Below are 24,262 nucleotides of genomic sequence, written 5' to 3'. Positions count from 1 at the left end.
ACACGATGTCCTCCCCCACCCCCACGAAGCCCAAGTCCTCGCGCGCCTCGCTCATCGCGATCATCGTCGCACTCGTCATCGGGGCGCTCGTCGCACTCGCCGGCAGTCAGGGCGGTGCGACGCTCGGCGGCGTCCCGCTGTTCGCCCTCGCCGTCGCCGCGGCGTATGCGATCCAGATCCTCGCCTTCATCCCTGCGATGATCCTGCGCACCGAGCGGTTCTTCGACCTCACCGGCAGCCTCACGTTCCTGGCGATCTCCGTGGCCCTCGTGCTGCTCACTCCCAAGCCGGACGCCCGCAGCTGGATCCTCGCGGCGATGGTGATCCTATGGGCCGCGCGCCTCGGATCGTTCCTCGCCATGCGCGTGCACAAGGCCGGGTCCGACGGACGCTTCGACGAGATCAAGGGCTCCCCCGTGCGCTTCCTGCAGGTGTGGGTGATCCAGGGCGCGTGGGTGTCGATCACGGCAGCCGCAGCATGGATCGCGATCAGCACGGATGCCGGCGCGCGGGCCCCCATCGGATGGCTGACCGTCGTGGGCATCATCGTGTGGGCACTCGGCCTGGTGATCGAGATCGTCGCCGACGCGCAGAAGTCGGCATTCCGCGCCGACCCCGCGAACAAGGACGAGTTCATCCGCACCGGCCTGTGGTCGCGCTCGCGCCACCCCAACTACTTCGGTGAGATCGTGCTCTGGGTGGGCGTCTTCCTCACCGCCGCACCGGTGCTCGCCGGATGGCAGTGGGTCGCGATCCTGTCGCCCCTCTTCGTGATCCTGCTGCTCACGCGAGTCAGCGGCATCCCGCTGCTCGAGGCACGCGCCGAGAAGAAGTGGGGCGACCGCGCCGACTACATCGAGTACCGCGAGAACACGCCGTCGCTGATCCCGCGTCTCACCCGACCTGCCGTGCGCGAGAGCGCCGCGTGATCAGATCGCACACGGTCGCTGCGGCCGCGCCCACCGCGTAGGCGATGAGGTCGCGCGCGTCGAAGCCGGCACCCAGCACCAGTCGCACGGGCCAGAACGCCTCTGCCCACACTCCGGGGAGACCCGTGAGCTGGAACAGCTCGATCAGGGTGCAGACGATGAGCGCCGCTGCGCCGATCACCCAGGACGCGGCGCGCGCGAACACGACGGCGATGACGAGGTAGATCATCACGGCGTAGAGGGCATCACCCGCGAAGTCCGCCACCGGGCCGCTGCCGATCAGGTGCACGGCGAGGCCGATCACGATCACCAGCACCGCGGCGACCAGAAGTCGTCGGCGACGCGTACGCACGGTCGCGTCGCGGTCGGGTGAGGGCTGCACCCCCTCACCCTAGGTCAGCGGGCTCAGAGCACGTCCTCGAGGACTCCGAACACCCGCTCGGGGTCTTCCAGGTGCATGTCGTGGTGGATCCCGGAGATCCGACGGATGTCCCAGCCTTCGCTCTCGAGCCCGGCCGCCATGGCATCGGACAGCACCGCGGGCGACTCGTCGGAGAGCACGATCGTCGACGGCACCACGGGAGCCGCGATCGCGACCGGGTGGAAAGCGATCTCGCGGAACACACCGATCGCCATCTTCGAGTCGAAGCGCCGCTGGCTCTCCTTCATCGACTCCCGGATGCTCTCGGGGTAGACGGCTCGCTGCGACGCGCTGCGACGTGCCTGCCGCGCACCGACGACCCCCAGGGTGAGCACCGGAACCGCCCAGAAGGCACGGCCGGCGAGGCCCGTGGTGGGAAGCGCGAGACCGAAGCCGGGGTCGAGGTAGATCGCACGCGCAGGGCGGAGCCGTTCGACCGCGCGGACGAGCACCGCACCACCCAGCGAGTGCCCGACGACGCTGTGCAGCCCCTGCGGCAGCGACTCCACGACGTCGTCGGCGAGTTCGCCCAGCGTGTACGACGACGCCCGGTCGCTGCGCCCGTGACCCCGCAGGTCGATCGTCGTCACGGCGTACCTGCCCGTGGCGAGCATCAGATCGATCAACGGCTGCCACGTCGTGCCGTCGGCTCCCAGGCCGTGGATCAGTCCGACATGGTGCTCGCCTGAGCCGGAGGTCGCCGTGTGCAGCTGCATCCCGTCATTGTGTCATCCGAGTGTCATCCGCCGTTCTCGTCGTGAGCGGCCTCAGCGATACGCTGACCGGCATGAGTGAGAACGCGACGCCCGCCCACCTGACACTCGCCTCGTTCGCGCAGCCGGACACGGCAGCGGCCCGGGCCGCCCTGTCTCTCGCGACGCAGTACCACTCACCGACGATGCTGAATCATGTGCTGCGGTCGTGGCTGTGGGCCGAGGCGTTCGCGATCATCGAGGGTCGGACGGACATCGACCGCGAACTCCTCTACGTCGCCGCCGTGCTGCACGACATCGGCCTGGTGCCCGAGTTCGACAACGTCTTCCGCTCGTATGAGGAGTCCGGAGGGCACGTGGCTGTCGCGCTCACCCGCGGTGCGGGATGGGACCAGCGTCGGGGTCAGCGGGCGCTCGAGGTGATCGTGCGCCACAACTGGCCGGCCGTCGATCCCGACCTCGACCTCGAGGGATACCTGCTCGAGATCGCGACCGGTCTCGACATCTCCGGCGCTCGACCCGATGCGCTCCCCGCGACCTTCATCCGAGAGGTGCTCGACGCGCACCCGCGTCTCGACCTCGCTCAGGAGTTCGGCACCGGCGTCGTCGACCAGGCCTCGCGGAAGCCGCACACCGCAGCGCACCGGCTGGTCGAGGGCGGCGTCGTCCGCAAGCTGGCGAACAACCCGCTCGGCTGACGCACTCGGCGCGCCCCCGTGCGGCGCTCACTTCACGGTCGCGGTCACCAGCAGGTACTCCCAGTCCATCGCGCCGCCGTCGAGGTGGCGGTCGCCGAGCGCGGCCAGAGCGTCGTCCAGCTCGCCGCGCCGTTCATCGTCGTCGCCGATCCCGCGGTAGGCCGCCGCTGTGGGTCCGTAGAAGTCCCGGAAGAAGTCCCGGAACGCAGCGCCCGACGCGAACCTGTCGACCGACAGCCGCCGACGCTCCATCGTCAGATCGGTCACGCGGTCTCCGAGCAGCTCGCGCACGTGGTCCTCGCTGCCCCAGAGCGGTGGCGGCTGAACGCCTGCAGGAGGCGCAGGGACGAACTGCTTCAGCGTGGCGAACAGCTGGCCGATGAAACCCTCGGGGGTCCAGTTGATCAGTGCCAGTCTGCCGCCCGGGCGGCCGACTCGGGTCAGCTCGCCGGCCGCGACCTCGTGGTGCGGTGCGAACATGACGCCGACGCACGAGAGCACCACGTCGTACGAGTCGTCGGCATAGGGCAGCGCCTCGGCATCCGCCTCTTCGAAGGTGAGCTCTACGCCCTGACGCGGGGCATCCTGCCTTCCGATCTCGAGCAGCTCGGGCGTGAGGTCGCTGGCGACCACGGATGCTCCGGCACGTGCAGCCTCGATCGACGCGTTGCCCGTGCCGGCGGCGACATCGAGCACCCGGTCACCGGGCCTGACGCCGCTCTCGGCTACGACAACCCTGCCGAGTTCGGGAATGACCTCACGCGCGACGGCGGCGTAGTCGCCGAGCGCCCAGACGATCCTGTGCTTCGCCTTCAACGCGCGATCCGCATCGGTCTGAAGGTCTGTGGTGGTGTTCATGATGGGCTCCTCTGCCTTGTGATCCTCACGCTACGAAGCCCGCACAGACCGCTCTAGTATCGGATCTGTACCGGGTCTATCGTGAGCCTCGTGGGCGCCCCCTATTACCAGTTCTGCCCCGTCGCCAAGGCGATGGAGCTGCTCGACGAGCGGTGGACGATGCTCCTGCTGCGCGAGCTGCTGCTCGGCACCGAGCACTTCAACGACCTGCGTCGCGGCCTCCCCCGCATGTCGCCCACTCTGCTGTCGCATCGGCTCGACCAGCTGCAGCGCGCCGGACTGATCGAGCGGATCGCCCAGGGCGCCGACGTCCGCTACGTGCTCACCCCGGCGGGCGCCGAGCTGCGGCCGGTCGTCGAGCAGCTCTCGGCATGGGGCGTGCGATGGATCGGCGAGCTCGGCGACGCCGATCTCGACCCCAAGCTGCTGCTCTGGGACATGCATCGCAACATCGACCATGAGACCGTTCCGGAAGCGCGCACGGTGATCGCCCTGCACTTCACCGATGCGAGCCCGGCGCAGCGACGGTGGTGGCTGGTCATCCACGACGGGGATGCCGACGTGTGCCACGCCGATCCCGGTTACGAGGTCGCGATCGAGGTGCGCTGCTCATTGCGCTCACTGACCCGGTTCTGGCGCGGCGACATCGAGTGGACGACGCTGCTGCTCGCGGACGACGCCACGACGACGGGCCCGACCCACCTGCGGCGAGCGCTGCCGTCGTGGTTCATCCGCCCGGGGTATGCCGGGGTGCCGCGCGTGGGCGCGGGCGTGGGGGCGAGCCGCTGAAGCGCGGCACACCCGCTACTCCTCGTCGCTGTCGAGGAAGACTCCGACGCGGTCGCCGTCGAGCACGAACTGGAGCGCGACGCCCGAGGGATATCGCTCGATCAGCTGTGCCGGCATCTCCGCGTCGATCAGCACCTCGACCTCAGCCGGGAACGCACCGATGCTGCATGCCGCGTACATCGGTCCGCTCGAGTACGACGATCCGTCGTTCGAGCCCTCGTCCGGCACATCGACCGTCCTGACGACCGAGATGCAGCGGTTCTCCGACGACCGGTCGCCCGACTCCGAGACCCACCCCGGACCCTCGAAGACCGTCAGGCCGAAGAACTCGGCGGCCGCGACGTCGGTCTCGGCCCCGAACCACCCCGGGGGCACCGCTCCGGTGCGCGACAGTTCGAGCGTCTCGATCTGCGGCGCCTCCGCCGATGACGAGACCGACGGCATCGACGTCAGGGCGAAGGTCGCACCGGCGGCCACGGCAGCGGATGCCACGACCGATGCCACCCACAGCGGCGTCCGCCATCGCGCGAGATGCGACCGCCAGTCGGCATCGTCGGTCGGCTCATCGAGCGCGACGGTGTCATCCCAACGCGAGTCGTCACCCAGTCGATCGAGGAGCTCGTCGCTCGCGCGGGAGTCGTCTGCAGCAGGGATCACGAGGCGCAACTCGGCGGCGGCATCAGGGGAGTCGAGAGCGGTCGCCCCTCCCTCTCGGAGTCGGGCGGGCGACGCAGCACGCGACGACTCGAGCTCCTGCAGCCGGCGGAGAGCAGCCGGATCCGTCGCGATATCGGCGTGAGGGCCGTACGCGCGAGCCCGCAGCTCCCGCAGTTCGTCCTCCGCGGCGGCATCCTTCCCGGCATCCATCCCGGCATCGTCTCACGTCGGCTCCCGCGCGCACAGCAACGGGCGGGTGGAGGTGTGAATCACCCTCCACCCGCCCGCGCCGGGGGTCTTACTTCTTGAACGCGTCCTTGACGTTCTCGCCGGCCTTCTTCGCGTCGGCCTTGACCTGGTCGGCCTTGCCTTCGGCGGCGAGCTTGTCGTTGTCGGTCGCGTTGCCGATCGCTTCCTTCGCCTTGCCGGCGATGTCCTGAGCGGCGTTCTTGATCTTGTCATCGAGTCCCATGAGGAGCTCCTTTCGTGAGGGTGATCGTTGACTTCGGGAGGATTCCCGACGTCTTATCGCCGTTGCTCTTCGCGACCGACGATAAGTGTGTGGACGGGTGTCAGCGGCGCACCCGGTCGAGCGCCTTCTCCGCGGCCTTGGCCGCCTTCTTGGCGGTCTTGGCGCGTTCCTTCTTCGCCTTCGGGTCGTTCCACATCCGTACGAGCTGATGCCGGACCGACTCGCCCTTGTTCACCTGCACGGTCGCCGACCGGCTGCCCAGGATGTAGGCGGCGAAGGCGACGGCGCCGATGAGGAGGATCTTGTTTCGCATGATGCTGGTTCCTGCTTCCTGAGTACGAGGGCGACGGCCGGTGTTCACGACAGTCGACGCTGGTCGTGGGCGAGACGCGCACGGAGTCCGGTGTGGATCGAGACGTAGGTCTCGGTGTCACGGCCGGTCAGGGTGGCGAGGTTGGTGAGCAGCCGGTCGACGTGATCGACGAGCTCGCGCGGGTCGGTGTTCTGCCGCGGCGTGACCGACACGTGCAGCACGGGCGTGTTGCGGATGTCGTTCGCCGTGACCTGCGCCGAGAGGATCTCGTCTCGCGTCGCGAGCGAATTCTTCACGGCATCCGACACGAAGGACTCGGTGACGGTGACCCGACCCAGTGGGTTCTGCGCACCCGTCGAGCGGAACGCCGTCTTGGAGCGGCGTCCGGCGATGCTGGTGAGCGCGAGGATCAGCAGCACGACGACCACGAGGATCGCCGCGACGGCACCGATTCCGATCCACGAGAGACTGCCGCCCGCGATCGCGGTGGCAGCGATCGCCTGGTCGAGCCAGGAGCGGGCGTTCTCACCGGCCGACGTCCAGATGTCCGTCGCGGTGGGCCAGCTCATGATCGTGATGCCGATGGCGCCGAGGGCCAGGAACAGCAGCCCGATGATCAGCAGCAGTGCGCGGTTCAGCGCACGGTTCGTGTTGTTCACAGCTCGTCCTCCTGATCGGTGGGGCGCTCGATGCGCACCCGGGTACGGACGCTCCTGGTGAGTCGGTACGTCTGCAGCTCGGCTTCGGCGGCGGACTGCACCGCATTCTTGTCGAGCGGGATCCCGGCGCCGGGGCGCACGGTGACGTCGACTCCGCGGTGACCCACACCGACGGTGATGTTGTCACGGGCGAGGCCCGTCTCCTCAGACAGGTGTTGAGCGAGAGCGCTCGCGATCACGCCGTTGTCGACGACGACCGCCCGGTCGCCCGCGTCGAGGGTGTGCTTCGACAGGCGGCCCGGTGTGAGGGCGAGCACGAGGAAGACGACCCCGATGAGGGCGAGCACCACGCTGCCGGCGATCACGAGTCCGGCGGGCTGCGCGGTGGGCAGACCCACCAGCCATCCGCCGGCCGCTGCGGGACCGAGCAGGAGCGCGGGCTGGGCGGCGAGGCTCAGCACGATCTCGAGCCCGATGTAGGCAAGGGCGAGGATGAGGAGGATGACCGCCACGAACATCGCGACGGTACGCGGTGAATGCGTCTCGCGTCGGACGACGCGACGAAGAACAGGGGTGCTCATCGCACTCGTCTCCTCTCGGGGATGGTCGCACCGGTGATGGTGAGGTTGATGCGGGTGACGTCGCGTCCGAGGACATCGGTCAGGTTCCGCTGGAGCTGCTCCTGCAGCTGGCGGGCCCGATCGAGCACGGGGACGCTCTGGGAGATCGCGACGGTGTCGTCGAGATCGGGAACGGGAAGCGGTGTGGCGATGCGCACCGCGATCCCGCCGGGGTGTTCGGTCACGTCGACCTTCACGTCACCGCGCGGGACACCGATCAGGATTGCGGACGCCTGTTCGGTGACCGTGCGGTAGACGCGCTCTTTCACGTCGACGCGACCAGGGACGGTGGCCTCGGTGGCGGCCCCGACGGGGCCGCCACCGGCGGCGAAGTGCTGGTCGGCGCGCATCAGGAGGTACGCCGCCCGGTGAAGGCGTCCGCGAGACCGCGGACGTCGAGCTTGCCGGACGCGATCCGACCGATGAGCGCCCCGATGCCGGCGAACAGAGCCATGAGCAGGAAGCCCCAGAATCCGAACATCAGCGCCGCGAGGGCGAGGAGGGCACCGATCAGGGCACCCGTGGTGGTGGGGGTCATGAGACGCGCGACTCCTCGTTCTCGTGGTTGTCGTCGCCGGGCACGTGGACGTCGTTGACCTCGACGTTGACCTCGACGACCTCGAGGCCGACCAGACGGCTGATCGCTCCCGCGACGGCGGCGCGGACGTTGTTCGCGACCTCCTGGATGGGGGCGGGGTACTCGACGACGATGGTCAGGTCTGCGGCGGCCTGCGTCTCACCGACCTCGACCTTGACACCCTGCGAGAGGTCGGTGGCGTTGACGGCGTCGCGGATGGCGCCGAAGGCGCGTGCTCCGCCGCCACCGAGCGCGTACACGCCGGCGACCTCACGGGCGGCGATGCCGGCGACCTTGGCCACGACGCCGTCGGCGATGGTGGTCTTGCCCGCGGCATCGGAGTCGGCGGGGATCCGCGACGTCGAGAAGCTGGAGGAGCGGTCCACGCGCGAGGTGGATGCTGCCGACTTCGGCGCGGCGGAAGTCTGTGCCAGTTCCTTCTCAGCGGGGCTGGCGGGGGTGTTCTGGTCCTGAGTTGCCATGACTTTTCCTTCGTCTCACGGGGTGCCGGCTGCGAGACCTGATGGCCTCACCGGGAGCGTGTTGGTCGCTCACAGATAGGACGTGCGGGGGCGGGGATTCGTCACAGATTCGTCGAAGAATTCTTCCTGAGGCTCTTCGAACGCCACCTAGGTTGGAGAGCATGACCTCCTCAGCGACGGGAATACCCGACCTGCACGGCCGCACGATCCTCGTGACCGGGGCGAATGCGGGCATCGGATACTGGTGCGCCGAGATCCTCGCCGCACACGGCGCACGGGTGCTGCTCGGATGCCGGTCGACCGAGCGCGCAGAGGTCGCCGCTTCCTCGATCCGCGCTCATGTGCCGGGCGCGGATCTCAGGATCCTCTCGGTCGATCTCGGCTCTCTCACGAGCATCCGAGCAGCCGCCGCGTCGCTCGACGAGCGCGTCGACGCCGTGATCTGCAACGCGGGGGTCAAGGCGGCGGATCGCGACGCGCGCACCGCCGACGGACTGGATCTGATGGTGGGCACGAACTTCGTCGGGCACTTCGCTCTGCTCGCTCAGCTCGGGCACGTGCTCGCCGACGATGCGCGCGTCGTGGCGGTCGGCTCGCTCGCTCATCGCTTCGCAGACATCGACCCTGCGACGCTCGCAGAGCCGTGGACCGGAGCATCGCTGCGCCAGTACGGCCGCTCGAAGGCCGCGCTCATGGCGTTCGCGTTCGAACTCAACCGCCGCTGGCGGGGCACGGCGCGCTCCGCGCTCTGCGCGCACCCCGGCTACGCGGTCGATCCGCTCACCCCGCACCGCGACGGACTCGCAGACGTCTCGGCCACGACGCGGGCGTTCGCCTCGCTGAGTCGCGCGCTCGTGCAGGGGAAGGATGCCGGAGCAGCGCCCATCGTGCACGCGGCGGTCGCCTCAGACGCCACCGGCGGCGATTACTGGGGCCCCGGCGGTCTGCTCGAGTTCCGCGGAGCGCCCAAGCGGGTCACCGCGAGCGAGCAGGTGCGCTCGGTCGACGTGGGGGCCGAGCTGTGGTCCGTCGCCGAGCACATGGCCGGCGTGCGCTTCTCGGCCTAGCCACGGGGCCCTGGACACGCCCTAGTCGTCTTCGAGCACGTATGCCCCCGAGGCGTCGGTGAACAGCCCGGTCTGGCCGGACTTCGCTTCGCGCACGAAGGCCGCGACCCACGGGAAGCGGGCGACGAACGAGTCGACCGACCACACCTCGTGATTCGCGGAGTCGTTCATGTACTCCTCGGACTCGAGCCCTGTGACCGACTGCAGGTCGCTGCCCGTGAACGTGATCCAGCGGGGCGGATGCTCGGCATGCAGCTTCGACAGGAAGACGGGGGCATTGCCCGCGAGCCCCGGAGACGAGGCGGCGTCGTCGCGCGTGACATCGAGCAGAGCATCCACCGACCCTGCCTCCGCGACCAGGGCGTCCCACCCCTTCGCCGAAGCGAAGCCGGCCTCGGCATCCGTGAGCATCCGGAGCGTGCGGACATGCCCGATCACCGTTCCGTCGTCGGCGCGGACGTCGTCGAACGATGCGCCCCAGCGCGACGGCGTCACCATGATCGCCGAGATCCGGGTGCCGGTGAGGAACGGCTCGCTGTTGCGCCACGGGGCACCGACCGGGGGCACCCGCCGGTTCGTCGCCATGTCGTCGCACACGATCCCGAGCGCCACGCGAGCGGCACCCTGCTGACCGTCGAGCACCTCGACCGCCAGCTCGACGCGCTCGCCCGAGTCCGTGGGCATCAGAGAGGCCCCCGAGGTCATGATCGTGATCGGACCGCCGGCCGGCCGCTTCTCGACCACCCGGATCGCACCGCCGATGCGGTCCTCCCACGCGATGGGATCTGCGCCGAGCGCATCGAAGACATGGCGGGGGAACTCGAGGCCGTCGGTCATCGCCCCAGTCTCACAGGGAGTCGCCCGGCGTGGCAACGGGCCGACCCTGTCCGGCCCGGCCGGCACTGCGCCTTCTCGGCTGGGCGCATGACCCCTGACGTCGTGGAGTCAGCGCTCTGACGTCCAGCGCGAGGACACGACGCGATCGATGCGGACGACAGCCCCGAGGCACCCCGCCGCATCGACGCGATCGCGCACGGACGCGTCGAGATCGATCACGCTGTGCGCCGCGATCGGCGCGATGTGCAGGGTGAGATCCGCACCGGGAGCGAGTTCGGTGACGTCGATGCGCCAGGTCAGGCCGTCCCAGAAGCGATCCCCGATCACGACGCCGTCCGCGCGGAGCTGGGCGACGTCGCCCTCCCAATCGACGACGAGCTCGACGAGATCTCCCGCCGACCGGTCGTGCGGCGCGGGCGGCACGATCCGCCAGACACCGGCGACGTCGTCGAACTGCGCGCTGTCGGGCGCTGCCGACCGGCCCATCGATTCGCCGTAGCGCGCCGGGACGTCGCCCACGGGGCGCAGCTCCTCGACCATCACTCGGGTCGATCCCGGCCGCGCGTGGGTGCGCAGGACGAGCGGGGTGAACTCCTCGCCACTCCAGATGAGCGCCGTCGGCTCGCGGTCTGCGCGCACCACGAGGTCACCGGCTTGCCGCCAGACGGCATCCGTCGAGTCGATCAGGTCGGCGCCGAGGTACCAGAGCCGCTCGGCTCGCTCCTCGTCGACCACGAGGATGCGCAGGGCACCGTCGATCACCAGGACATCACCCGGGTCGAGATCGAGCGGCGCCGCTGCATCCACCTCGATCCCGCGAAGGAGGGCACGAGGCCCTCCGCCGAACTGCAGACGAGCGGGAAGGCCGTCGTGCGCACGGAGGACCAGCGTCGGCACCTCACCGTCGACGATCCCGGCGACGGATGCCGTCGCCCACTCGACGCGGACACCCGCGACGTCGATCCGCAGCGGCCAGCGGCCGATCACCCCGCTCGGGATGTCGATCGGGCGGTCGGGGACCACCAGGTCGCCATCGGCGAAGGGGATGCGGAACTGCACACCGGTCGAGCCCGACAGCGGCTCGTGCGGCTGATGGGTGTTGACGAACAGGAACCCGCTGGCACCGTCTCCGCGCACCGCCCAGCGCAGCGAGTCGAGGTCGTGAACGTCGACGGGGGCATCGTCGGGAAGAGAGCTGAACGTGTCGGCGAGGCGCGGGCCGAAGGCGGCGAGGAACGCGTTGTGGTCGCGGAGCACGCCCAGGCTCGGGCCCGGACGACCCGTGGCGCCGAACGCCGCCTGGAAGTCGTAGTCGAAGCGCGGCAGGTCGTTCGGGTATCCCGTGGCGAGGCTCTCCTGCAGTCCGTCCTCGGGGTTCACGCCTCCCGCGTACATGTAGAAGCCCTGCCACGCCGACCCGTTGCCGATCTTCACATTGGCGAGGGCGGCGATGTCCCGCCCGCGCGCGATCGGTCGGCGGTGATACGCGGTCGCCATGCCTCCACCGAGCTCGCACGTCGCCGGAGGGAACTCGGGGTCGATCGCACGCACGACGATCTCGGCGCCCTCCTCCCGGAAGTCGCCTCCCACACCCGGGTCGTCCCAGACGTGCGCGAACCGGAAGTGATCACGGAAGCTGTCGTCCCAGGTCGAGCCCTGACCCGCCCAGAAGCCGTCGGCATACCCGCTGTAGAGCGGGAAGACGTCGTGGGGCGGCAGCATCGCACCGCCCCACCCCGTCGCCGTCCACATCGGGGCCGAGAGCCCGGACTCCTGGGCGATGACCTTCAGAGCCGCGATGTGATCGGGCTGGTCGTGGAGCTCGTTCTCGAGCTGGATGCCGACGATCGGCCGATCCGGGCCGCAGAACGGCCGAACCTGTTCGGCGATGCGTTCGTACCAGTCGCGCACCAGCGCGAGGTATTCGGGATCGTTCGTCCGTGCGCGACCGCCGAGGGCTGAGACCACCCAGTCCGGATGACCGCCGTTTCGGACCTCTCCGTGACACCACGGACCGATGCGAAGGATCACGTCGATGCCCACCCGCTCCGCCGTCTCGAGAAAGGCCGCGATGTCCAGGTCGCCGTCGAACCGCACCTGACCGCGTTCGCGCTCATGGTGGATCCAGAACACGTATGTCGAGACCGAGGTGAGTCCGGAGGCGACGAGAAGCCGCAGCTGCTCCTCCCACCGCCTGCACGGTATCCGGCTGAAGTGCATCTCGCCGGTCACCGGCACCGTCGGTGACCCATCGACCTCGATCCACCGACTCGTCAGACGCAGCCTCTCGTGCGGGTCCTCGGTGTTGCTCATGGCCGGCTCGATGAGCGGGGGCCGGTCATCGAGGAGCCGGATGGTCCGAAGGCGCGACGTCGCGGTCATGGTTCTCCTCAGTGAGCCGTGTCGAGTGCCGGGGATGCCGCCTCACCGAGCGGGATCCCGCGCGCGGGCTCCGGGCGATGGATGCCACGCGGGCGGTACTCCAGAGCGTCGGATTCGCCGAGCAGGTCGGCGAGAAGCCAGACGATCGACAGCCACATCTCCGTGCCCTGAAGCCCCGGTGCCGAGGCACCCGTGAGCCCGCTCGACGACGACGGGGTCTGGAAGCCGAATCCCTCGCCGTCGACCCAGTTGTCGAGCGCTGCGTCGAGAAGGTTCGAGGCGAGGGCCCGGATCTCGTCGGATCGATAAGCGCCGGTCTGCGGGCGCAGCAGCCAGAGCGGATGCGCGACATCGAGGACGTTGCAGGCGTTGAGTCTCTCCGGCTCGAAGAACCGCGTATCCCGTGTATGCGCGAGCACGGTGTCCACGGCACGGTCGGCGTACGGCAGCGGGACTCCGAACTGGGCGAAGCTGCCCCTGGTCAGCCGGTAGTAGCCGTTCACGATCTGCAGCAGACCGTCGTCCGACCGCGGGTGGCCCCACATTCCGGTCGCCGGGTCGACGTGGGTGAACAGCCAGCCGAAGTACGCCTCGAACGCGCCCCGCTTCCCGTGGTCGAGGTTCCACAGCAGCGCCGTTCCGAGCGCGTCCACGTCGTGGCCGGCACCCCATGCCCGGCTGCGCCATGAGCGGCTCCCGAGAAACCCGACCACCTCGTCGCCCGACATCTCGGCGACCGAGCGGATGGGGTACGGGAAGCGCGCACCGAGCAGGTCGAGCGCATAGCCGACGCATTCGACGTGATACGCCGCATCGCCGTCGTTCAGGTCGACTCCTGGCGCGGGGCGCTCGATCAGGCCATCCGCGCCCAGGCTCGGGACGAGGCCGGTCTCCGGATCCTGATACGACTGCAGCCGAGCGATCTGCGCGTCGGCAGGGAGTTGATCCGGCGCCCGGCCCAGCAGCAGCGAGCTGATCTCGATCGCGTCGCACTGCGCCCGCACGGTCGGTGGGGCATCGGGACTGTCGGAGAACAGGCCGTCGGCGATGTGCGGATTCCAGGAGCGGGCGAGGATGGCGGGCGCCTGCGCTCGCGCGGTGCTCGCGAAGTGTACGAGCCGGCCCGACAGGGACTCGGGCTTCGGCACGACCGGTTGCGGTGTCGGTTGCGGCACCGCTCGCGGCACCGGTTGCGGCGACATAGGTTGCGGCACCGGCTGCGGCGTCGTCGGCGCTGTCGGCGCGAACCGCGAGCGGATGACCCGCGCCGGGTTGCCGCCGACGATCGCCCCGGCCGGTACGTCCTTCGTGACGACCGCACCCGCGGCGAGGATGGACTTCTCGCCGACGGTGATCCCGTCGAGCACCGTCACGTGCGAGCCGATCCACACGTCGTCGCCGATCACGATCCCCGTGCTGGTGAGCGGCTGCCGGAAGATCTCGACCTCGGTGTCTGCGAAACCGTGGTTGAAGCCGATGATCGACGCGAAGGCGCCGATGCGCACGGCATCCCCCATGCGGATGTCTCCCCTGACGATCGCCGACGGATTGATCGTGCAGTCCCTGCCTGTGCGCACCTTTCCGGTGACATAGGCATTCGCGGCGATGTACGTGCGATCGCCGAGCTCGAGGCTGTCGGTCTGCACCGCCGCGAGCTCCGAGATGAAGGTGCGATCGCCCAGCACATGATCCGGTCTGGCGCCGACGAGGGCGTGCTGCAACGCGAGCTGCCGCTGCTTCTGCTCGTCGGACGCGTCGGTCCAGAACGACCACGGCGAGTAGTCGAAGTGAGTGCGGTCGAACGGGAGGCCGGTCTCGGATCCGGTGGTCATGTCAGCCTCTCGGGTCGGGTGATCCGGCTTGCTCCAAGCGGGAAAGCGTTTACTGGGCAATCTACGCCACCTGCGGGAAGCGGGCAATCCGCGAGAGGAGGCGGTCCTCCCGCCTCCTCCGTTCCGACGGCGCACCGACTACACGGCCACGCCCGCCCGCACCGGGATCTCGTCGATCGAGCGATACACGGGCAACCCGCGCTCGAGGGCGATCTCGACGTCCTTGTCGGCCCCGGCGGACTCGCCTGCCAGGCGCAGCACGGCGTCGCAGTGCTGCAGCAGTCGGTGGGCGGTCTCGTACATGACGTCGCCGTCGGCGGCATCCGCCTCATCCATCCCGCGGAGGATCGGCAGGGCTGCCCATTCGCCGATCATCGGCACGTGGCCGCGGCGGTGAATGGGGGCGGCGGCCTCTTCGAGGCGCTCGAGGTTGCGGGCGATCAGGGCGGGGTCTCCGCCGGTTCCCGAGCGGTAGGGGCCGGCGATGAGAATCAGGAGTGGAGTTGTCATGGGGAAGACTGTAACGTTAACCGTGCAAGAACGTGCAACTTCGCGAGAGATCAAGTACTGAGGGAGTCGGATGCTGGGCGCACAGCGCAAGGACCATCTGCGAGAGATCCTCCGCAGAGACGGCCGCGTGGTCGCGAAAGACGTCGCCCTCGACCTCGGCGTCTCGGAGGACTCGATCCGACGCGACCTCCGAGAGCTTGCCGACGCCGGCGAAATGGTGCGCGTCTACGGCGGAGCCCTGCCGGTGCCGCCCGCCGACAGACCCGTCGATCAGCGCTCCTCGCTTGCGACGGACAGCAAGGAGCGAGTCGCCCGTCGTGCGGTCGACCTGATCGCCCCGGGCTCGACGATCGTGCTGGATGCCGGCACGACGACCCTGGCGATGGCCCGGATGCTCCCCCGCGGCGCCGAGCTCACGGTCATCACGCCGAGCCCCGCGATCGCCCTGGCCGTGGCCGAGCACTCCGACGCCCGCATCGTGATGATCGGCGGAGAGCTCGCACGATTCTCTATGGTCGCGAGCGGCCCGCTCGCGATGGAAGCCGTGCAGCACCTCGCCGCCGACCTGTTCTTCCTCGGCGTGACGGGCATCGACCCGGCGCGCGGCCTGACCACCGGCCACCTCGACGACGCAGTCACAAAGCGGGCGATCGCCGCACGCTGCACACGGACGTTCGTGCTCGGCAGCGAGGAGAAGATCGGCGCGACCTCGCAGTATCCGGTGCTCGACCTCGACTCCGTCGCGGGCGTCGTCGTCGACCCCCGCGATGCGAATCCCGTGATCGAGGAGCTCGCGGGGCGGGTGTCGGTGCTGCGCTGACGGGCGTCAGGTGATCGTCGCCGCCACGATCGTCGGCGTCATGATGGCCACCATCGCGGCGGTGATCGCATCGTTGACGGCCTTGGCGACGGCATCCCCCGCGGCCGAGCCTGCAGTGAGATCCTCGATCCTCCGCTTGAGGTCGCGTGCGGACATCCCCTCGCACTGGTCGCGCAGAATCGCGTGGGCAGAGTTCAGGTTCTGCAGGATCGAGAGCAGCGCCAGATCGGCCTGGGTCGGCGCCCCCGTGCCGGCGATCACGGCGGAGAGCCTCGCACGCAGCACCTGCTCCGGCGTGGAGTCGGACTCAGGCGTGCGGGCCGAACCCCACCCGAAGAAGCCGCGCTCTCCGCGGATGAGCACACCCTGCACGACCAGCGACTCCACGACGACCTCGAGCGGATCGAGCTTCGGACGCGCGACCAGCGACTGCAGGCGCTTGCCGCTCAGCGGCACGAGGCGCTCGAGCGTCGAATCGAGAATCGGATTGCCCGTCGGCTCTGTCGACACGATCTCGACGGTCGGGTTCTTGCCCTCCGAGACGACGACGCGTCCGTGCAGGGCGAGGTCGACGATGACCGCAGCGATCTCACCGTAGAGGCGGTTCACGCTCACGGCGCTCTCGACGCGACCATCAGGCCGGAGAAGCAGCATGTGGAGTTCTTCGACGATCAGCATGCATCCACGCTATGACGGAGCTTCGCGACTCGGCATCCCCCGGACGGATGACTTCGGATGCCGTCGCCGGCCGCTCCGGTCGCAGTTCGCGCCGCCGCTGGCCCTCCGGTCGCAGTTCGTGCCGCCCGCGCGCCAGTTGCGCGGCACGAAGTGCGACCGCGACACCACACGAAACGCACGAGCGCCGCGCCCTCCGCAGAGGACGCGGCGTTCGATGAAGAGTGTTACGCGCCGATCTTCTTCGCGTCGTCCGTGTTGAGCAGACGGAAGAGCAGGGCCGCGATGACTGCACCGACGACGGGAGCCGCGATGTAGAGCCACAGCGAAGCCCAGTCGAAGTAGCCGCCGACCGAGAGTCCCAGCGCCACGGCCGGGTTGAAGCCGCCGCCCGAGATCGAGCCGACTGTGGCCGCACCGATGAACACGGTGGCACCGATCGCGAGACCGTAGAACGAGTTGCCCTCGGTGTCCTTCGAGGTCGCGGTGTTGAGCACGACCCAGACGAGGATCAGCGTGAAGAGCGCCTCGACGAAGAACGCCGGGCCGACCTCGACGATCATCGCCTCCCCACCGCTGGGCCACACCGCGAGGCTGGCCAGGGCAGCGAGCGCGCCACCGACGAACTGCGCAACGAGGTAGGCGATGAGGTCGACGACGCTCAGCCCGCCGCGCAGGAAGACGCCGACCGAGACGGCCGGGTTGAGGTGAGCGCCTGAGATGTGGCCCGTCGAGTAGACGAGCACCATCAGGGTGAAGCCGATCGCGAGCGGCGTCAGCGGGCTCTCGCTGTTCACCGCGGCGATGATGCTGAGGACGAAGAGGAAGGTGGCGAGCGCTTCTGCGATCGCCTTGCGAGGAGTACCGGTCATGTGTGTGCCCTTTTCCTGAGAGATGGCGAAAGGCGACCCCCGCCCGCCACCGCACTCCAGCCGACGCACCTTCCGGTTTCGCGACCGAATCTAGCGACGGCGCACACCCCGCAGACGCGCGCCGCGCGGGTTTTCTGTGAAATTCCTGTACACGCCCTGGACGGCTGTCAACCCCGTCGCCACCGGGTCAGAGCCTTTCTAGAGTTCCGAGCATGACCTCCGACACCGCCCAGACGCACGAGGAGCCGACCCGGCTGCGTCGCGCCATCACCGGTCCGCTGCTGTTCGCGTTCATCCTGGGCGACGTCCTCGGGGCGGGGATCTACGCCCTGATGGGGGTGCTGTCCGAGAAGGTCGGCGGGATGCTGTGGGCGCCGTTGCTGCTCGCGCTGCTCCTCGCCCTGCTCACCGCCGGCTCGTATGCGGAACTCGTCACGAAGTACCCCCGTGCAGGCGGAGCGTCGGTGTTCGCCGAGCGCGCGTTCCACAGCCCTGTCGTATCGTTCCTCGTCGGATTCAGCATGCTGGCCGCCGGCGTCACGAGCGCGGCCGGTCTCGCGATCGCCTTCGCCGGCGACTACCTCGGCACGTTCTTCGACCTGCCGACGATCCCCGTCGCCATCGCGTTCCTCGCCGTCGTCGCCGCCCTCAACGCCCGCGGCATCCGCGAGTCGCTCGGCGCGAACCTCGTGATGACGGCGATCGAGCTCAGCGGTCTGGTGATCGTGATCGTGGTGGTCGGCATGTTCGTGGCCGGAGGCGGCGGTGACGCCTCACGCCTCACCCAGACACCTGAGGGCACACCGGTCGCCCTGGCGGTCCTCGGCGGAGCGGTGATCGCGTACTACTCGTTCGTCGGCTTCGAGACCTCCGCCAACATGATCGAAGAGGTCAAGGATCCGCGACGCACCTACCCGCGGGCGCTGTTCGGCGCTCTGTTCACGGCCGGCGCGGTCTACGTGCTGGTGGGCGTCGCGAGCTCGATCGCCCTGCCGGCATCGGAGCTGCAGGAGTCGAGCGGTCCGCTGCTCTCGGTCGTCGAGGCGGCGGGCGCGAGCATCCCGTCCTGGCTGTTCAGCCTGATCGCCCTCGTGGCCGTCGCGAACGGCGCACTGCTGACGATGATCATGGTGAGCCGTCTGACCTATGGCATGGCGGAGCAGAACCTGCTGCCGTCGGTGCTCGGACGCGTCCTGCCGAACCGCAGGACGCCGTGGGTCGCGATCCTCACCACCACCCTCGTCGCGATGGGGCTGACCCTGGTCGGCGATCTCGCGACGCTCGCCGAGACGGTCGTGCTGCTGCTCCTGTTCGTGTTCCTCAGCGTCAACGTGTCGGTGCTCGTGCTGCGGCGCGACAGGGTCGAGCACGACCACTTCCGCATCTGGACCGTCATCCCCGTGCTCGGCATCGGCTCATGCCTCCTGCTCCTGACGCAGCAGCGGCCCGTGGTCTGGCTGTTCGGCGCCATCCTGCTCGCGGTCGGCGGAGTCCTGTACCTGCTCGCCCGCTGGAGCCGCAGGCGCTCCGCGTCGCGCGCCCACTCTTCAGACACCACCGACACCACCGTCACCACCGACACCCCCGACACCCCGAAGGAGAACCATGAGCACGCCTGACCAGACCCCTGACGAGGCCATGACGAGCGAAGAGAAGCGTCATGACCAGCTGACCGCGGCACCGGATGCCACCGAAGCCGACGCCGCACCTCGCATCGAGGTGTCGGAGCACGACGGCAACACGCGCATCGACATCGCTCCGGATGCCGCGGTGCGCCCGGGCCCCGGCCCCGGCGTCGAGACCGAAGACGAGACGGAAGACCAGACCGCCGTCGAGACCGGCGTCGAGACCGAGCCTCAGGAGTAGCGGGCGCTCACGAGCGCGCGGCGGTGCGGCGGCGGCGGACAGCCGCGACGATGCTCACCGCGGCGCCCGCGAGCACGAGCATCCCGCCCAACGCTGCTGCCCCCGAGCTGTCGGCGCCGGTCACGGCGAGCGCGCCGCGCGACGGATCCGTCGGGGTCGTGGACTCCGGCGGCGCATCCGCGATGACCTCGTGTGCGAACGACTGCGGTGCGGTCGCCACGGCACCGCCTCGCGCGCCGGGGCTCTCGGCGGCGACGTCGACGTCGATGACCGTTCCCCCCACGCGCACGAGCGCGGTGAACGACACCGTCACGGCTTCGCCGGGTGCGAGCGCGCCGACCCAGCGCAGCACGCTGCCGTCGAGTCGCGCCTGCCCGATGCTCGCCTGGAACGCGCCGTCGATGCCCGCCGAGCTCAGCAGCGAGGCGAGGTCGGCGGTCAGCGTGGCATCCGTCAGCGGCACGTTGCCCGTGTTCGTGAGGGTCATCCGGTAGCGAATGCGATCGCCGGTGCGCACCTCGGCACCGGAGTCGGGTTCGGCCGAGGCCTCGAGAGCGAGCCCCGGCGCGGCCGCGGCTGTGACCGCGGTTCCGGCGGTGCGCCCGGCGTACAGCAGCAGAGTGCTCTTCTGCGTGGAGTGCGAAGGATCCCGGGACGCATCGCTGACCGCCCCGACCGCCGAGTACAGGGCGACCTGGCGAGCCACTTCGGGAATGGCGGGGTTGTCGACCGGGAACCACGTCGACTCGCCCGTCACGTTCCTCGTGGAGGAGAGCACGTAGAACGCCCCCTGCTGCGGTTCAGGGATCGTCGCGCTGACGATCGGCTGGCCGTCGAGAGTGTCGTCGCAGTTCGCGGTGTAGTCGACGCCCTCGGCCAGCAGCGTCCCGCCTTCGATCGGCACGTTCACGGGGCCGGGATCCTCTGCGAACACCCGCAGGGTGGTGGCTGAGCAGTCCACGACCGAGGCCCCGAACGGGGGCATCTCCTCGGTGCCGGCCGCGACCCATCGCCCACCGAAGTCCGCGGCAGTCTCGTCACCGATCGCCTTCGCCTGCACGACGAACCGCGCAGGTGACGTCGCGGTCGCACCGCTCACCCAGTGGCCTCCCGTGCGCTGGTACAGGTCGATCGCGGTGCCGTACGGCACGTCCGAGCGGAAGACGGCGCCACCGCTCTCGAACTCAGCCGAGTAGACGCCACCGGCCGCATCGAGGATGCCCGAGCCGACCACCTGCAGGAAGAACGTGAAAGACCCGGTGACGCTCACGGCATCCGCGGCGGCCGCGGTGAACGTGCCGCGCACGAGGTCGCCGGCCGTTCCGGATTTGGCGACGGTCACATCGACGAGCGGCGCCCCGCTCGCGGCATCCGTCACGGTCGCATCGGTCGAGAGCACCGCCCGGGTCCCGGCGGGGGTGCGGACATCGAACGTCTCACCGTCACTCGCGAGTTCGCGCTCGAACTCGACCGTGACCGCCAGGAAGGCCAGAGCAGCTGACGGCACCAGCGGGTTGGCCGCCTCATACGGGGCGACCGAGACGGCGGTCACGGGCGACGGCGAGGCGGCGGATGCGGGGGCGACACCGCCTCCGAACAGCGCGGCGCCGAGGACCGCGGCGAAGGAGAGCACCACGGCGATGCGGTGACGGGGACGACGTTCGACGGGCACAGCAGGTCTCCAGACACATCGGCGGGGATCGACCCAGCGTATCCGCGAGATCGCGATCGGGCGGCTAGAGCCAGCCCTTGCGCTTGAAGACCCAGTACAAGCCGAAGCCCATCCCCACCATCAGCGCGATCGCCATGGGGTATCCGAACGCCCAGTGCAGCTCGGGCATGTGGTCGAAGTTCATGCCGTAGACGGTGCCGACGAGGGTCGGCGCGAACAGGATCGCCGCCCAGCCGGAGATCTTCTTGACCTCGTCGTTCTGACGGATGCTCAGCTCCGTCATCCGCGTCATCTCCTCGTTCTGACGCCGTGCCACGATCGTGGACTCGACGGTCAGAGCGTTGTCGAGCACGGTGCGGAACGTGTTCGCGCGCTCCGAGACGCGCAGGGTGTGGTCGAGCACGTCGCGCAGGTAGCGCTGCAGCTCCTCGTCGACCTGATATTTCGCAGAGCCGCGCAGCAGGGCATCGAGCATGCCCGCCAACGGCTGCACCGCCCGCTGGAAGTCGATGACCTCTCGCCCCAGCTCGTAGATGCGCTGCGTCGCGTCGACTCCGTCTTCGAAGAGCTGGCTCTCGATCTCGTCGATGTCGTTCTCGAGGCCTGCGAGCACCGGCGCATACTCGTCGACGACCTCGTCGAGGATCGCATAGAGCACGGCCTCGGGGCCGAGCTTCAGCAGCGCGGGGTCGCTCTCGAGGCGACGGCGGACGCGCGCCAGGTCGGGAGACTCCGCATGCCGGATGGTGACGACGAAGTCCTTGCCCACGAGCACGTGGATCTCGCCGAACTCGACCTCTTCGGACGCGTCGAGATAGCGAGCCGAGCGGAGCACCATGAACAGCACGTCGTCGTAGCGCTCGAGCTTCGACCGCTGATGCCCTGACAGGGCGTCCTCGACGACGAGAGCGTGGATGCCGAACTCGTCGGCCACCTCACGGATCTCGGCCTCACTCGGACGGTACAGCCCGATCCAACTCAGTCCGCCGCGCTCGCGCATCGCCTCGAAGGTCTCGCTGAGGTTCCGCGGGTTCTCGGTGCGGACACCGTCGACGTAGATCGCGTTGTCGATGATCGCCATCGGCTTCCCTTCCGTCCGGCCGGGCCGGGCCGCGGCTCGACGCCCCGGTCTCAGCCCTCAGCGGGTGCGACGCAGGGGATCGCCGATGCGGCGATGGCCTCGTGGTACTGCTCGGCGGTGAACGGCAGACCGAACTCCGGAGCGGTCTGACCCTCTGCGGCCGGCGCCTTGGAGGCGATGGCCGCGAGCTCCCACGCGAGGTACGCGGCAGTCGTGCCGCCCGTGGTCGAGTCGTTCAGCGACACCGCGACCGTGAATCCGGTCGCAGGGTCGGAGTAGGCGGCGGTCTGGTACCCGGGGGTCCAGCCGTACTGACCGACCATCGAGCCGACGAGGACAGCCCCACCGGTGGCCTGCAGCCACGACGGTGTATCCGCAGCGACCGGGAGCGGGCTCGCGAAGCGATCAGGTGTCTGCTCGGTGCGGAGCGTGGCTTCGGCCTGCGCATAGCGACCGAGGTCCTCGATGGTCGAGACCGCTCCGGAGTCGGTGAACCCGGAGCTCGACGAGAGCGTCGTGATGTCGACGGGCGCAGCGCAGTTGTACCCGCCCTCGACCGGCGAGAGGTAGTGCCCCTTCATGGCGGGCCCTGTGGAGGGGGGCGCGGCTGCGGCAGCCGGCAGCGACGTGTTCGCGAGACCGAGCGGCTCGGTCACGTACTCGGCGATCAGCTCGGACGCAGTCATGCCGGAGGCGCGCTCGAGAGCGAGGCCGAGCAGCAGGTATGCGGTGTCGGAGTTCGAGTACGTGGTGTGCACGGCTCCTCGCGGAGCACCGAGGCCGTAGGACGCGAGCTCGAGCGGAGCCCACACGCGCTCGGGCGTGTTCATCCACGCCGACTTCGCGACGGCCTCGGACGAGCCCAGTCCCGCCGTGCCGTTGCACAGATCGAGCAGGGTGATGTCCTGCAGGTTCGGGACACCCGACACGTAGTCCGGCACGGGGTCGTCGAGGTCGACGACCCCGTCATCGACCAGACCGTAGAGCACGTCGCAGGTCATGAGGCGCGTCACGTCGGCGACGCGGAACGCCATGTCCGTGCTGATCTCGTCGGCCCCACCGGGCTCCTGCGTGCCCACTCCGGTCACCCAGCTGCCGCTCCACGGAGCCCAGACGCCGACGACGGCACCGGATGCGCCAGAGGCCGTCAGCGCGTTCGCGACGGCGGCCTCCATCGCGGCGACGGTGTCGTCCGGCAGTGCGCCGTCGACCTGAGCCGGTGGCTCGTAGCTGAATTCCGGTTCGGATGTGCATCCGGTGAGGACGAGCCCGAGCACGGCTGCGCCGGCCGCTGCTGCGCGGAACCTGCGCGACGAGAGAAGCTGCATGAAAGGGGACCCCCGGAAGACGTGTCTCCCGAGTCTAGAACGCCGTTCCTGAAAGATCGCATCGCCGGGGCCCGTTTAGGGTGATCATCATGCCCCACTCCTTCGATGCCGACGTCGTCTCCGCGATCCTGCGCCACATGAACGGCGACCATACCGACGACAACCTGCTGATCACGCGCGCCTTCGCGCCCGCGGACGGCGGCGAGATCACGGACGCCGTGATGACGGGCCTCGACGGCGACGGCGGGGCGTGGGAGATCACCCGCGAGGGGCTCTCCTCCGAGGTGCGCGTCGCGTGGCCGTCAGGCCCCATCAGCGAGCGGCCCGCCGTGCGCCGAGAGGTCGTCGCACTCTATGACCTCGCCTGCGAGAAGCTCGGGGTGGAGCCGCGTCCGCACGCGTGACGCTCTGAGATCATGGGGTTTCGCCAGAGGTAAGGCAACCCTTACACTGGGCACATGTCCGAGATCATCTCCTTCTCCGCCGCGCTCCGCGAGCGCTCCTCCAGCTCGCACTCGCGCAGCGAGGGCGCAGGCTTCATGTCCGACCTGCTCAAGGGCGAGGGCTCGCGCGAGGACTACATCGCGCTCGTCGCACAGCACTACTTCATCTACGAGGCCCTCGAGTCGGCGGGCGACCGTATGCGTCAGGACCCTGTGGCATCCGTCTTCATCAGCGACCAGCTGACCCGGCTGCCTGCGCTCGAGGCCGACCTCGAGTTCCTGCTCGGCGCCGACTGGCGCGACGAGATCACAGCCCTCCCCACCACGCAGCGCTACGTCGAGCGCATCCGCCAGGTCGGAGCGACGTGGGCAGGCGGCTTCGTGGCGCACCACTACACGCGCTACCTCGGCGACCTCTCGGGCGGCATCTTCATCGGGCGTGTGATGGCGCGCCGCTTCGGCTTCGAGACCAACGGCATCGGGTTCTACCTGTTCGACGACATCGCCGACCCGGCTGCCTTCAAAGACGTCTACCGCGAGCAGCTCGACGCTGCCCCGTGGGACGACGCCGAGCGCGAGCGCGTGATCGACGAGGTCCTGCTCGCCTACCGCTTCAACACCGAGCTGTTCGAAGACCTCGACCGAGCACGCGTCGCGGCCTGACTCCCGCTCATCCAGCGAGGAGCGCA

The 24,262-nt window shown here is 69.3% G+C and carries 29 protein-coding genes; 9 read left to right on the top strand and 20 right to left on the bottom strand.

The window, feature by feature from the left end; all coding sequences use genetic code 11:
* Positions 1-5 precede the first annotated feature (5 nt).
* Positions 6-929 carry a DUF1295 domain-containing protein gene (locus ASF63_RS08575; protein WP_056512029.1) on the top strand — a complete coding sequence of 308 codons (924 nt, stop codon included), beginning with the start codon at positions 6-8 and terminating at the stop codon, positions 927-929.
* On the opposite strand, the gene ASF63_RS08570 is transcribed toward ASF63_RS08575, so the two are convergent.
* Complete coding sequence (locus ASF63_RS08570) at positions 895-1,311, bottom strand: DUF2809 domain-containing protein (RefSeq protein ID WP_056512026.1); 417 nt, start codon at positions 1,309-1,311, stop codon at positions 895-897. The two genes, ASF63_RS08575 and ASF63_RS08570, sit on opposite strands and share 35 nt — an antisense overlap.
* Before the next feature lie 23 nt (positions 1,312-1,334).
* On the bottom strand, positions 1,335-2,066 hold the full coding sequence (locus ASF63_RS08565; RefSeq protein ID WP_056512023.1) for an alpha/beta fold hydrolase: 732 nt from the start codon (positions 2,064-2,066) through the stop codon (positions 1,335-1,337).
* Between the two features lie 71 nt (positions 2,067-2,137).
* Between ASF63_RS08565 and ASF63_RS08560 the strand changes: the two genes are divergently transcribed.
* A complete protein-coding gene (locus tag ASF63_RS08560) occupies positions 2,138-2,761 on the top strand; it encodes an HD domain-containing protein (protein ID WP_200933988.1) in 624 nt (207 codons plus the stop codon).
* Between the two features lie 27 nt (positions 2,762-2,788).
* On the opposite strand, the gene ASF63_RS08555 is transcribed toward ASF63_RS08560, so the two are convergent.
* Positions 2,789-3,619, bottom strand: a complete 831-nt coding sequence (locus ASF63_RS08555; protein WP_056512020.1) for a class I SAM-dependent methyltransferase — start codon at positions 3,617-3,619, stop codon at positions 2,789-2,791.
* A 90-nt stretch (positions 3,620-3,709) separates the two neighbouring features.
* On the opposite strand from ASF63_RS08555, the gene ASF63_RS08550 reads away from it, so the two are divergent.
* Positions 3,710-4,408 (top strand): winged helix-turn-helix transcriptional regulator, encoded by a 699-nt coding sequence (locus ASF63_RS08550; protein ID WP_056512936.1) that lies wholly within the window; start codon positions 3,710-3,712, stop codon positions 4,406-4,408.
* 15 nt (positions 4,409-4,423) lie between these two features.
* On the opposite strand, the gene ASF63_RS08545 is transcribed toward ASF63_RS08550, so the two are convergent.
* From ASF63_RS08545 to ASF63_RS08510, 8 genes are all read right to left on the bottom strand, one after another.
* Positions 4,424-5,275: a hypothetical protein gene (locus tag ASF63_RS08545; RefSeq protein WP_056512018.1), complete on the bottom strand. Its 852-nt coding sequence runs from the start codon at positions 5,273-5,275 to the stop codon at positions 4,424-4,426.
* An 88-nt stretch (positions 5,276-5,363) separates the two neighbouring features.
* A complete protein-coding gene (locus tag ASF63_RS08540) occupies positions 5,364-5,537 on the bottom strand; it encodes a CsbD family protein (protein WP_053098095.1) in 174 nt (57 codons plus the stop codon).
* A gap of 100 nt (positions 5,538-5,637) precedes the next feature.
* Positions 5,638-5,850 (bottom strand): hypothetical protein, encoded by a 213-nt coding sequence (locus ASF63_RS08535; RefSeq protein ID WP_056512015.1) that lies wholly within the window; start codon positions 5,848-5,850, stop codon positions 5,638-5,640.
* A 44-nt stretch (positions 5,851-5,894) separates the two neighbouring features.
* Complete coding sequence (locus tag ASF63_RS08530; protein WP_056512012.1) at positions 5,895-6,509, bottom strand: hypothetical protein; 615 nt, start codon at positions 6,507-6,509, stop codon at positions 5,895-5,897.
* Positions 6,506-7,090: a DUF6286 domain-containing protein gene (locus ASF63_RS08525; protein ID WP_056512008.1), complete on the bottom strand. Its 585-nt coding sequence runs from the start codon at positions 7,088-7,090 to the stop codon at positions 6,506-6,508. Before ASF63_RS08525 ends, ASF63_RS08530 begins: the two co-directional genes overlap by 4 nt.
* Positions 7,087-7,479, bottom strand: coding sequence for a hypothetical protein (locus ASF63_RS08520; protein WP_056512005.1), 393 nt, complete (start codon positions 7,477-7,479; stop codon positions 7,087-7,089). The genes ASF63_RS08525 and ASF63_RS08520 overlap by 4 nt, the downstream gene beginning before the upstream one ends.
* Positions 7,479-7,667 carry a DUF2273 domain-containing protein gene (locus ASF63_RS08515; RefSeq protein ID WP_056512003.1) on the bottom strand — a complete coding sequence of 63 codons (189 nt, stop codon included), beginning with the start codon at positions 7,665-7,667 and terminating at the stop codon, positions 7,479-7,481. The genes ASF63_RS08520 and ASF63_RS08515 overlap by 1 nt, the downstream gene beginning before the upstream one ends.
* Positions 7,664-8,188, bottom strand: coding sequence for an Asp23/Gls24 family envelope stress response protein (locus tag ASF63_RS08510; RefSeq protein ID WP_082477964.1), 525 nt, complete (start codon positions 8,186-8,188; stop codon positions 7,664-7,666). The genes ASF63_RS08515 and ASF63_RS08510 overlap by 4 nt, the downstream gene beginning before the upstream one ends.
* Before the next feature lie 161 nt (positions 8,189-8,349).
* Here ASF63_RS08510 and ASF63_RS08505 point away from each other — a divergent pair, with 161 nt between their 5' ends.
* The gene (locus tag ASF63_RS08505) at positions 8,350-9,255 is read left to right on the top strand and encodes an SDR family NAD(P)-dependent oxidoreductase (protein WP_056512000.1); all 906 of its coding nucleotides are present in this window, start codon (positions 8,350-8,352) and stop codon (positions 9,253-9,255) included.
* A gap of 21 nt (positions 9,256-9,276) precedes the next feature.
* Here ASF63_RS08505 and ASF63_RS08500 read toward each other — a convergent pair whose 3' ends face one another.
* The 4 genes from ASF63_RS08500 to ASF63_RS08485 form a co-directional block, all read right to left on the bottom strand.
* Entirely contained in the window at positions 9,277-10,092 is an 816-nt protein-coding gene (locus tag ASF63_RS08500; RefSeq protein ID WP_056511997.1) for a suppressor of fused domain protein, read from the bottom strand.
* A gap of 108 nt (positions 10,093-10,200) precedes the next feature.
* Positions 10,201-12,474: a beta-galactosidase gene (locus tag ASF63_RS08495; RefSeq protein ID WP_056511993.1), complete on the bottom strand. Its 2,274-nt coding sequence runs from the start codon at positions 12,472-12,474 to the stop codon at positions 10,201-10,203.
* Positions 12,475-12,482: 8 nt separating this feature from the next.
* On the bottom strand, positions 12,483-14,306 hold the full coding sequence (locus ASF63_RS08490; protein WP_056511991.1) for an acyltransferase: 1,824 nt from the start codon (positions 14,304-14,306) through the stop codon (positions 12,483-12,485).
* Between the two features lie 138 nt (positions 14,307-14,444).
* A complete protein-coding gene (locus tag ASF63_RS08485) occupies positions 14,445-14,816 on the bottom strand; it encodes a DUF4406 domain-containing protein (protein ID WP_200933987.1) in 372 nt (123 codons plus the stop codon).
* A 70-nt stretch (positions 14,817-14,886) separates the two neighbouring features.
* Between ASF63_RS08485 and ASF63_RS08480 the strand changes: the two genes are divergently transcribed.
* A complete protein-coding gene (locus ASF63_RS08480; protein ID WP_056511988.1) occupies positions 14,887-15,636 on the top strand; it encodes a DeoR/GlpR family DNA-binding transcription regulator in 750 nt (249 codons plus the stop codon).
* Positions 15,637-15,642: 6 nt separating this feature from the next.
* Here the strand turns inward: ASF63_RS08480 and ASF63_RS08475 are convergent, their stop codons facing one another.
* Together ASF63_RS08475 and ASF63_RS08470 are read right to left on the bottom strand one after the other, a co-directional pair.
* Positions 15,643-16,314 carry a GOLPH3/VPS74 family protein gene (locus ASF63_RS08475; protein ID WP_056511985.1) on the bottom strand — a complete coding sequence of 224 codons (672 nt, stop codon included), beginning with the start codon at positions 16,312-16,314 and terminating at the stop codon, positions 15,643-15,645.
* A 224-nt stretch (positions 16,315-16,538) separates the two neighbouring features.
* Positions 16,539-17,183 carry an MIP/aquaporin family protein gene (locus tag ASF63_RS08470; RefSeq protein ID WP_056511983.1) on the bottom strand — a complete coding sequence of 215 codons (645 nt, stop codon included), beginning with the start codon at positions 17,181-17,183 and terminating at the stop codon, positions 16,539-16,541.
* 212 nt (positions 17,184-17,395) lie between these two features.
* Between ASF63_RS08470 and ASF63_RS08465 the strand changes: the two genes are divergently transcribed.
* Complete coding sequence (locus tag ASF63_RS08465; RefSeq protein ID WP_056511980.1) at positions 17,396-18,802, top strand: APC family permease; 1,407 nt, start codon at positions 17,396-17,398, stop codon at positions 18,800-18,802.
* Entirely contained in the window at positions 18,789-19,049 is a 261-nt protein-coding gene (locus ASF63_RS08460; protein WP_056511978.1) for a hypothetical protein, read from the top strand. The genes ASF63_RS08465 and ASF63_RS08460 overlap by 14 nt, the downstream gene beginning before the upstream one ends.
* A 7-nt stretch (positions 19,050-19,056) precedes the next feature.
* On the opposite strand, the gene ASF63_RS08455 is transcribed toward ASF63_RS08460, so the two are convergent.
* The 3 genes from ASF63_RS08455 to ASF63_RS08445 all read right to left on the bottom strand — a co-directional run bounded on the left by ASF63_RS08455 (position 19,057) and on the right by ASF63_RS08445 (position 23,130).
* A complete protein-coding gene (locus ASF63_RS08455; protein ID WP_056511975.1) occupies positions 19,057-20,721 on the bottom strand; it encodes a DUF11 domain-containing protein in 1,665 nt (554 codons plus the stop codon).
* A gap of 64 nt (positions 20,722-20,785) precedes the next feature.
* Positions 20,786-21,802, bottom strand: a complete 1,017-nt coding sequence (locus tag ASF63_RS08450; RefSeq protein ID WP_056511972.1) for a magnesium and cobalt transport protein CorA — start codon at positions 21,800-21,802, stop codon at positions 20,786-20,788.
* A 50-nt stretch (positions 21,803-21,852) separates the two neighbouring features.
* A complete protein-coding gene (locus ASF63_RS08445; protein ID WP_056511969.1) occupies positions 21,853-23,130 on the bottom strand; it encodes a serine hydrolase domain-containing protein in 1,278 nt (425 codons plus the stop codon).
* Between the two features lie 89 nt (positions 23,131-23,219).
* Between ASF63_RS08445 and ASF63_RS19415 the strand changes: the two genes are divergently transcribed.
* Together ASF63_RS19415 and ASF63_RS19410 are read left to right on the top strand one after the other, a co-directional pair.
* Positions 23,220-23,534, top strand: coding sequence for a DUF2470 domain-containing protein (locus ASF63_RS19415; protein ID WP_056512926.1), 315 nt, complete (start codon positions 23,220-23,222; stop codon positions 23,532-23,534).
* 54 nt (positions 23,535-23,588) lie between these two features.
* Positions 23,589-24,236, top strand: coding sequence for a heme oxygenase (biliverdin-producing) (locus ASF63_RS19410; protein ID WP_056511966.1), 648 nt, complete (start codon positions 23,589-23,591; stop codon positions 24,234-24,236).
* Positions 24,237-24,262: the final 26 nt, after the last annotated feature.

It is taken from the genome of Microbacterium sp. Leaf320 (assembly GCF_001423485.1).
Lineage (GTDB): Bacteria > Actinomycetota > Actinomycetes > Actinomycetales > Microbacteriaceae > Microbacterium.
The sequence above is the reverse complement of the archived record's forward strand: the minus strand, read 5'-3'. Positions and strand labels throughout refer to the sequence as shown.